Genomic DNA, 7,985 nt, shown 5'->3' on the forward strand with positions numbered 1-7,985 from the left:
TTGATTTTTTTGATGCAGTGTAATAATTTCGCTTTTTGGTCATTCTATTCCCCTCTTATATTAGAAGAATAGCTCTTAAAAATACCTTTTTTTCGTCTAAAAATCCGCGCCTATATCACTTAACTGTTTTTGTTTTGTTCATTTATTTTAGCTCATTCTCAGCTTATGCCACGATTCGTGTGGGAATTCCTTTTTATAAACCACCTTTTATTATTGATAAATACGATGGTTTTGATATTAATCTTATGAATATCATCTGCGAACGCTTACAAGAACACTGTGAGTTTCAACCCATGCTCTTTCATACTTTATATATCAGTTTAGAAAATAAAGAAATTGACTTAGCTATTGGAGGACTTACTATTTCGGAAGAACGAGAAACGCTATTTTTATTTAGCCAACCTTATTTAGCAAGTAATGGTACCTTCTTGGTACTTGCTAATAGCCCCTTAAAAACGGCGGCAGATTTGGAGCAAAAAAATATAGGGGTTATCCAAGATTCAGTTTATGGAGATTACCTCCTTGATCAATATGGTAGTAAGGTCAAAATTGTTTCTTTTATTGGTCCTCTCCTTATGTTTTTTGCATTGAATAGTCACCAAATAGATGCCATCTTTTCAGATGAGCGGTCGGTCAATTATTGGATTCAACACAATGATGGTGTATTCAAAGTATTAGGGAAACCTTGTCCTATTGGGAGCGGCTTTGCAATCATGGCTAACCCAGATAGCACCAATTTAATTAATGCCATTAATGGCATCTTAAAACAGCTAGAGCAAGATGGAACTTATGATCAACTTTATGAACAATATTTTTTTTAATACAGAAAAGCCTTGCAAGAACCTATAAAATTCTAGCTAGTGCTTTTCTTGCTTAACGGCGGATGGGCCTTAAGTACCACAAAAAGTGTGATGGATACGTTCATCAGGTGTAGGGGGATGTTGGTAAGTTTCAATACCTGGACGGCTAGTATAGGGATCCTTTAATACTTCTACTAAAGTATTAAAAGGTTTAAAATTTCCGTTGGCCGCTGCATCTAATGCTTGATTTACTTTATGATTTCTTGGAATAACAAGAGGATTATGGGAATTCATCAAATCTAAGGAGAATTTAAAAGGCTTATTGTTTGCTTTAAGTCTTAACTGCCAGTGCTCATACCAAACTTTAAAAGCTTTTTCATCGTATAAGCTACCGGTGGGCATCTCTTCCTGACTTAATGCTCTGAATGTATTGGTGTAATCCGCATTATATTTTTGCATCCAATAGAGTAGGGCGCCAATTAAGCTGCTATCTGTGTTTTGTTGTCCAAATAAACCCAGTTTTGCCCGCATCATGATGAACCATTTTTCTTCATAGAGAGGAGTAAAATTACTAACCTCATTCTTAGCGAGTTCAATGGCTTCATCCAGTTGCTCATGCAATAAAGGGAGTAAGGTTTCAGCAAAGCGAGCTAAATTCCATTGAGCAATACCAGGCTGGTTGACATAACAATAACGCCCCTTTTCATCGATAGAACTAAATACAGTCGATGGGTCATAAAAATCCATAAATGCACAGGGCCCATAATCAATAGTTTCACCCGAAATAGCCATATTATCAGTATTCATTACTCCATGAATGAAACCGACACGCATCCAGTGGGTGATTAGCTCAGCTTGCTTTTCTATAACCATTTTTAATAAGTGAAGATAAGGATTAGCTGCTTCTTTTGCCTGGGGATAATGCCTTTCTATCGCATAGTCCGCAAGAATTTTAAGCCCCTCTACGTCATTGTTTGCGGCGAGTTGTTCAAAAGTACCCACTCTTAGGTGACTGGCAGCGATACGAGTAAGTATGGCACCTTGTAAAACTGTCTCCCTGTAAACGGGCTCTCCGGTAGTGACTACGGCCAGACTTCGTGTGGTTGGAATGCCCAGTGCATGCATTGCTTCACTGATAATATATTCTCTGAGCATAGGGCCCAGAGCTGCTCGTCCATCACCACGTCGCCCATAAGGTGTTTGGCCTGAGCCCTTAAGTTGTACATCAACCGAGCTACCGTTAGGTGTTTTATGCTCACCAATAAGATGCGCCCGACCGTCACCCAAAAAAGTGAAATAGCCAAATTGATGGCCAGCATAGGCTTGGGAGATAGGGTCCGCTCCTTTTGGTAATTGATTTCCAGAAAAAACTTGCGCCAGCTCCTCTTGCGAACAAGCTTGAAGATTTAAACCCAGTTGCTCACTTAAGTTGTCATTAAGCACGACCACTTGGGGTTGACGAACTTTCAACGGTAAAAGTCTAGTAAAGAAATGCTCAGGAAGCCTGGCATAACTGTTATCGAAATTCCAAGCAAGCTGAGGTTTATGCAATGTTGACATCTTTAGTTTATTATCTCGTTTAACGGCTTATTATTAAGTATATAATGATTTACAACCAATAACAGGTGTGTAATTTAATGAACTCTAATTCTTTATTAAAAATTATTCTTGCTAGCTCTTCACCCAGGCGTTTGCAAATTTTACAAGAACATGGATTAGCCCCCACGGTAATGCCGGCCGATATTGATGAAATTTTGCAAGCGCATGAAGAAGCAAATACCTATGTCACCCGTTTAGCAAAAGAAAAGGCACAAGCTATTTTACAGAAAATATCAACAAATAGTGCTGATCTGATTCTAGCAGCAGATACCACGGTTGCCTATCATAATCAGATTTTAGAGAAACCGAAAGATCGCGATGATGCTTACCGGATGCTAAGCTTATTAAGTGGGAAGTCTCATGAGGTTTATACCGGTTATGCACTAATTTTTTTACCGGAACAAGAGTGGTTGGTGAATTACGTTACCACGACTATCTGTTTTTATACCCTCACTGAGAAGCAAATTAATGATTATATCGCATCGGGTGATCCTTTTGATAAAGCAGGAAGTTACGGGATCCAGCAAGTAGGTGAGTCCTTTGTTAAAGAAATAAAAGGTTCTTACTACAATGTAATGGGGCTACCTATTGAAGAAATTCTGCAAAAACTTAAAGAGCGTGCTTAAGCTTACATGCTTAAGCAGTCAGTTTTTATTAGCTTGAGGACAATCCTCGCACATCGAAGTCATTTGAGTACAAAAGGATTTTTGTTCTTTGGTAAGCCTATCAAAGTTCTCATTACAAGATATTAATTTTTCCCGGTCGCATATTTTCTGGCACGGGTAAGAGTGGGTTTGAGGAAGCTGGGCAATTTGACTTTTAGAATAAAGGGGATAATCTTTCTCGGCATGAATCGTTAACGATAGTAATAAAGAGATGAGTATAGCCGCAACCTGCCACTTATTTGTCCTCATAGTCTCACCCCTGAAAATGTGTTGAAATTTATTTACAACAAATAAGCGATTGGCAATAAAAAATCAATTACTTATTTCTCTTGACTATTCATAAAGAGACATCAATTTGTATTATTAATACGGTAGATTGCCGATCCTATTTAATTTTAACTTACCAATACACAGATCTACTGCAAATCAAAATAAAATGCTGTATAATTACGCCACTATTTTTCTAATCCATTTAATAAGAGCGCTATGACTGACTTAAACCTGTATAGAAATATTGGTATCTTCGCCCACGTAGATGCCGGAAAAACCACAACTACCGAACGTATTCTTAAGCTTACTGGTAGAATCCACAAAATGGGTGAGGTTCACGAAGGTGAGTCAACAACCGATTTCATGGAGCAAGAAGCAGAGCGCGGTATTACTATTCAATCAGCTGCAGTAAGTTGCTTCTGGAAAGGTACTCGTTTCAACGTTATTGATACCCCAGGACACGTAGACTTCACTGTAGAAGTATACCGTTCACTCAAAGTACTCGATGGCGGTATCGGGGTCTTTTGTGGTTCAGGCGGTGTTGAGCCTCAGTCAGAAACTAACTGGCGTTATGCGAATAATTCAAAAGTATCTCGTTTGATTTTTGTAAACAAGCTCGATCGAATTGGCGCAAACTTCTTGAAAGTAACTGAACAAATTAAGAAGGTATTAGGTGCCAATCCTTTAATCATGACTTTACCTATCGGTTTCGAAGACAGCTTCGTAGGTGTTGTTGATTTATTAACCCGCAAAGCCTATGTGTGGGACGAGAGTGGACAACCAGAAAATTACAAAATCACTGATGTTCCAGCTGATATGCATGATGATGTTGAGATGTATCGCGCTCAATTAATTGAAACAGCTCTTGAAATGGATGATGACCTGTTAATGGCATACCTAGATGGTGAAGAGCCTTCAATAGATGAAATTAAGCGTTGTATCCGTAAAGGTACGCTTGAACTGGCCTTCTTCCCAACTTATTGTGGTTCAGCCTTCAAAAACAAAGGGATGCAATTATTACTGGATGCAGTGGTTGATTATTTACCAGCTCCTCATGAAGTTAACCCACAGCCTTTAACTGATGCTGAAGGTGAACCCAATGGTCAATTCGCTATTGTTTCTCCTGACGAACCATTCCGCGCCTTAGCCTTTAAGATTATGGATGACCGTTTTGGGGCTCTTACCTTCGTTCGCATTTATTCAGGAAGATTAAATAAAGGGGATACCATCCTTAATTCCTTTACGGGTAAAACTGAACGTGTTGGTCGTATGGTTGAGATGCAAGCAAATGAGCGTAATGAATTGCAAAGTGCTGAAGCAGGGGACATTATCGCTATCGTCGGTATGAAAAACGTTCGAACTGGTCACACCCTTTGCGATCCTAATCATGAGTGCACACTTGAAGCAATGGTCTTCCCTGAGCCCGTTATTTCTATTGCAGTGACGCCAAAAGATAAAGGCTCTACTGAAAAAATGAGTATTGCTATTGGTAAAATGGTGGCCGAAGATCCTACCTTTAGAGTAGAGACTGATGAGGATTCAGGAGAAACTATCCTGCGTGGTATGGGTGAATTACATCTTGATATTAAAGTAGATATTTTAAAGCGTACTTATGATGTTGAGTTGATCGTTGGCCAGCCACAGGTTGCTTACCGTGAAACTATAACTAAACCAGTTGCAGACAGCTATACCCATAAGAAGCAATCTGGTGGTTCGGGCCAATATGGTAAAATTGATTACACTATCTCCCCTGGAGAACCTGGCACTGGATTCACCTTTACTTCGACTGTGGTCGGTGGAAACGTTCCTAAAGAATTCTTCCCAGCTATTGAGAAGGGATTCCGCTCCATGATGGATACCGGTACTTTGGCAGGCTTCCCTGTATTGGATGTTGTGGTTAATTTAAGCGATGGTGCTTATCACCCTGTTGACTCTTCAGCAATAGCCTTCGAAATCGCCGCAAAAGGTGCATTTCGTCAATCAATACCTAAAGCTGCGCCTCAATTACTTGAGCCAATCATGAAAGTTGATGTGTACAGCACAGAAGATGATGTGGGTAATGTGATTGGTGACTTGAACCGTCGTCGTGGTATGATTTCTGGTCAAGAACCCAGTGCAGCTGGCGTACGCATTAAAGCCGATGTCCCTCTTTCAGAAATGTTTGGTTACATCAGCACCTTACGTACTCTTACCTCTGGCCGTGGCCAGTTTTCAATGGAGTTCTCTCATTATGCTCCATGCCCAGCTAGTGTGGCAGAAACAGTGATTGCAAAAGAAAAAGAAAAGAAAGCGGCTAAGTAACACAATTAGTAATGCTAAAAGCCCCTTCAGTTAGTTCTGATGGGGCTTTTTTTTGGTTTTTGAATCGATATCATAGTTTACCTCCCGTAATGTTTTTAAGTAAAAAAAGAGCGATAATTATTTATTTTGAATAAACTGTTTATTTAATGGTGAGTTAAGGTTTTTGTAGTATTCTTCCCACGACCACTTAGTCAAGTTAGCGAGGAAAATATGCCAAGAAAACTTTACGAAATTTTAAATGTTAATGAGACTGCGGGCCAGGATGAAATAAAAAAAGCCTATCGAAAATTAGCACTGAAACATCATCCGGATAAAAACCCTAACGACAAAGAAAATGCGGAAAAGAAGTTTAAGCAGATTGCGGCGGCTTATGAGGTTTTGAGTGATGAGGTGAAACGAAAGCACTATGATCGGGGATTTATCAAAGATACAGATATTTTTCCTGAAAGCCGGACACAGGAGAAGGGTGCTACAAACAGAACCAGCTCAAGCTATAACCATCAATCTCACGCTAACCGATCCAGTACTAATACAGATCAGAGCAATCACTCCTCACAACAAAAATACTATTACCAAAACAGCAATTCCTTTTTTAAGTCTCAATCCACCAAACAAACATTTGATTTGGCAAGTTTGTCTTGGGAACTCTTTTATATTCTAGCGATGGTTTTACTGGTTATGCTTAATAAAGAAGAAAATCCACGAGCTAATAACCACTACTCCTTCTCATCCCATTAATGTTTTCCCGCTGTAAAGCGGGAAGTTTTAATCGCCTATAATTGGAACTTTGTTGCTTAGCTTAAAGAGGCCTGGTAAGACAGATGACCATTATTTTCTAAATAGCTTTGTAAGCTGGTTTCCGAATTAGCCTGTAATTCTGTGATTTTTTCTAAGGTTAATTTTATGCCATTTCGATTAAAAAATTGATTTTTTGTTTCTTCGCTTTGGCCGCGTTGATAGCCTTGTTCGCTTAACCAAGAATGTACCACTTCTGTAAAGAGTGTATTGAGTTCTTCTTGCAAAGGCATTTTGTCTTTAACTAGTTTAACGACTAACCCTTCCGCATCATTTATAGAGACATTATGAATAAGAGTAGGAATAGCCTGTTTACCTTGCTCTATGAAATCGCTCATGCTGGGCGGTCTGTTAAAAAAGGAATAGGCTCGATTTTTTATGGGCATTTTAACCGCGCCTTCTAAATCACAATGCATGGCTTCTGCATAGCCTGCATAAGCGCCCAACAGAGCTAATATAGAATTTTTCCATTCAGCATTGGTAGCATCCGTCCCTTTATTTAGAATGTCAGCAGTGTGATTAGCTGCATTATCCCAGGGATCGCCCACAATCTTGTCCTCTTTATTGCGAAGAGAATATTTTTCAACTAATTGCTTATATTGTCTTTCATAAACAAACGCTTGTGCACGAAGCTGCTCAAAATATTCTTGTTCGCGTCTTAGGAACAAATCTTTGCGGAATTGCTCCTGTTTAGCTTTAGCATCTTCACTAATGCGTTGTTCAAATTGGGCTATAGTCATTTTATCCTGCACTAGCAATTAAAAGGTATTAGTGTAAAGAAAAGCTCCTTAATATTAATGAGAATCGATTTAATTTACACTATTTTTGCAAAAAAAATTGTACCTACGGAGAAAAGATATCAGGCTTAGTAATTGCTTATTTTCTAAATAACAGCAGCGAGGATTTATATTTGTTGCAGCTCCCACTACTTAATAGGTAAATTAAAAGAAAAAGTTGTGCCTTTAGTATTAGTTTTAAAATAAATAGTTCCGCCATGTCTTTCTATAATCGTTTTACTGATGTTGAGTCCAAGCCCTGTTCCGTTATGAACTCGGGATAATGTCGAATCAGCCTGCGCAAATTTTTGAAAAATTTTAGGTTGAAATAGTTCTGGGATACCAGGACCATCATCGGTCACCGAAATTTCTACATGGCTATGGTGTAAAGTTGAGGTGAGTCTTATCTCTCCATCATGCGGGGAAAATTTAATTGCGTTGGAGATTAAATTTGAAAGCACTTGAATTAGACGATCATAATCACCATTAATCACACTATTTTCTGGGAGAGGCAATAGTTTTATCTTTACATGAAAATGTTCAGCGTAGGGTTGGTTTGCTACCACTGCTTCGGATAATAAATTATTTAAAACTATCGGTTTAAATTGAAACTCCATTTGCCCAGAATCAATTTTTTCCACATCTAAAAGATCATTAATGACTCATGTTACGCACATAAACTTGTAGTTTGACTAAAAAGCATTAGAATTCCGCCCTTAATTTTAGGGAGGGAATTAAATGGATATGCTTGATCTTTATAGTGATTATTTGATTTTCCA

General features: G+C 38.7%; 8 protein-coding genes. 4 read left to right on the top strand and 4 right to left on the bottom strand.

Annotation, left to right across the window (positions count from 1 at the left end; genetic code table 11):
- Nucleotides 1–134 precede the first annotated feature (134 nt).
- Nucleotides 135–821, top strand: a complete 687-nt coding sequence (locus tag ELY15_RS11510) for a transporter substrate-binding domain-containing protein (protein WP_158617458.1) — start codon at nucleotides 135–137, stop codon at nucleotides 819–821.
- Between the two features lie 69 nt (nucleotides 822–890).
- Here ELY15_RS11510 and ELY15_RS11515 read toward each other — a convergent pair whose 3' ends face one another.
- Complete coding sequence (locus ELY15_RS11515) at nucleotides 891–2,360, bottom strand: YdiU family protein (protein WP_127100155.1); 1,470 nt, start codon at nucleotides 2,358–2,360, stop codon at nucleotides 891–893.
- 77 nt (nucleotides 2,361–2,437) lie between these two features.
- On the opposite strand from ELY15_RS11515, the gene ELY15_RS11520 reads away from it, so the two are divergent.
- Entirely contained in the window at nucleotides 2,438–3,025 is a 588-nt protein-coding gene (locus ELY15_RS11520; RefSeq protein ID WP_127100157.1) for a nucleoside triphosphate pyrophosphatase, read from the top strand.
- Between the two features lie 18 nt (nucleotides 3,026–3,043).
- Here ELY15_RS11520 and ELY15_RS11525 read toward each other — a convergent pair whose 3' ends face one another.
- A complete protein-coding gene (locus tag ELY15_RS11525; RefSeq protein WP_127100159.1) occupies nucleotides 3,044–3,313 on the bottom strand; it encodes a hypothetical protein in 270 nt (89 codons plus the stop codon).
- 237 nt (nucleotides 3,314–3,550) lie between these two features.
- Between ELY15_RS11525 and fusA the strand changes: the two genes are divergently transcribed.
- Both fusA and ELY15_RS16735 read left to right on the top strand, forming a co-directional pair.
- Entirely contained in the window at nucleotides 3,551–5,635 is a 2,085-nt protein-coding gene (gene fusA / locus ELY15_RS11530) for an elongation factor G (protein WP_127100161.1), read from the top strand.
- A 210-nt stretch (nucleotides 5,636–5,845) separates the two neighbouring features.
- A complete protein-coding gene (locus tag ELY15_RS16735; RefSeq protein ID WP_127100163.1) occupies nucleotides 5,846–6,373 on the top strand; it encodes a J domain-containing protein in 528 nt (175 codons plus the stop codon).
- A 56-nt stretch (nucleotides 6,374–6,429) separates the two neighbouring features.
- Here ELY15_RS16735 and ELY15_RS11540 read toward each other — a convergent pair whose 3' ends face one another.
- Together ELY15_RS11540 and ELY15_RS11545 are read right to left on the bottom strand one after the other, a co-directional pair.
- Nucleotides 6,430–7,170, bottom strand: coding sequence for a hypothetical protein (locus ELY15_RS11540; protein WP_127100165.1), 741 nt, complete (start codon nucleotides 7,168–7,170; stop codon nucleotides 6,430–6,432).
- A gap of 185 nt (nucleotides 7,171–7,355) precedes the next feature.
- On the bottom strand, nucleotides 7,356–7,847 hold the full coding sequence (locus tag ELY15_RS11545) for a cell wall metabolism sensor histidine kinase WalK (RefSeq protein WP_127100167.1): 492 nt from the start codon (nucleotides 7,845–7,847) through the stop codon (nucleotides 7,356–7,358).
- Nucleotides 7,848–7,985: the final 138 nt, after the last annotated feature.

It is taken from the genome of Legionella sp. km772 (genome assembly GCF_003989735.1).
GTDB lineage: Bacteria > Pseudomonadota > Gammaproteobacteria > Legionellales > Legionellaceae > Legionella.

What these genes read in the sequence shown, in the direction of transcription:
- ELY15_RS11540 (WP_127100165.1), bottom strand. Translation starts at nt 7,170, where the DNA reads ATGACTATAGCCCAATTTGAACAACGCATTAGTGAAGATGCTAAAGCT.
- ELY15_RS11515 (WP_127100155.1), bottom strand. Translation starts at nt 2,360, where the DNA reads ATGTCAACATTGCATAAACCTCAGCTTGCTTGGAATTTCGATAACAGT.
- fusA (WP_127100161.1), top strand. Translation starts at nt 3,551, where the DNA reads ATGACTGACTTAAACCTGTATAGAAATATTGGTATCTTCGCCCACGTA.
- ELY15_RS11520 (WP_127100157.1), top strand. Translation starts at nt 2,438, where the DNA reads ATGAACTCTAATTCTTTATTAAAAATTATTCTTGCTAGCTCTTCACCC.
- ELY15_RS16735 (WP_127100163.1), top strand. Translation starts at nt 5,846, where the DNA reads ATGCCAAGAAAACTTTACGAAATTTTAAATGTTAATGAGACTGCGGGC.
- ELY15_RS11525 (WP_127100159.1), bottom strand. Translation starts at nt 3,313, where the DNA reads ATGAGGACAAATAAGTGGCAGGTTGCGGCTATACTCATCTCTTTATTA.